The sequence below is a fragment of the Stenotrophomonas lactitubi genome (genome assembly GCF_002803515.1).
Lineage (GTDB): Bacteria > Pseudomonadota > Gammaproteobacteria > Xanthomonadales > Xanthomonadaceae > Stenotrophomonas > Stenotrophomonas lactitubi.
On sequence record NZ_PHQX01000005.1, the window covers coordinates 1 to 461 of the forward strand.

A 461-nucleotide genomic window follows, 5' to 3' on the forward strand; every position below is an offset into this window, starting at 1 on the left:
TTCAAAGATCCTGGGAAGTGGCCTCAGCGCCATTCCCGTGTGCTGCGAAGTTTCCTTCGTAGCGAGCCGCCCATTATAGCCGGCTTTTCCGCTTCGTCAACACCTTTTTTCAAGGCCGTCTCACCGAGGTGGACGTTGTTGCCGATGCTGCTTCGTCGTTGGACCCGAGGGCCTTTCGTCGTTGCGAGCCGCCTATTATGGCAGGCTTTTCAGCTTTGTCAACAACTTGTGAGAGGAACTTGAAGCTCTTCGCGAAGTTGTTGCCGTAAGTCCAGGTCGAAACCTGAGGCTTGCAAAAAAAGGAAAACCCCGCTGCATGAGCAGCGGGGTTTTCGGGTATAAACCCTGGCGATGACCTACTCTCGCATGGCTTAGGCCACACTACCATCGGCGCAGCTACGTTTCACTTCCGAGTTCGGGATGGGATCGGGTGGTTCCATAGCGCTAATTTCACCAGGGAG

General features: G+C 54.7%; 1 rRNA gene. It reads right to left on the reverse strand.

Annotated elements, in window-relative coordinates:
* Positions 1-343 precede the first annotated feature (343 nt).
* Positions 344-458 (reverse strand): 5S ribosomal RNA (gene rrf, locus CR156_RS22605).
* Positions 459-461 lie beyond the last annotated feature (3 nt).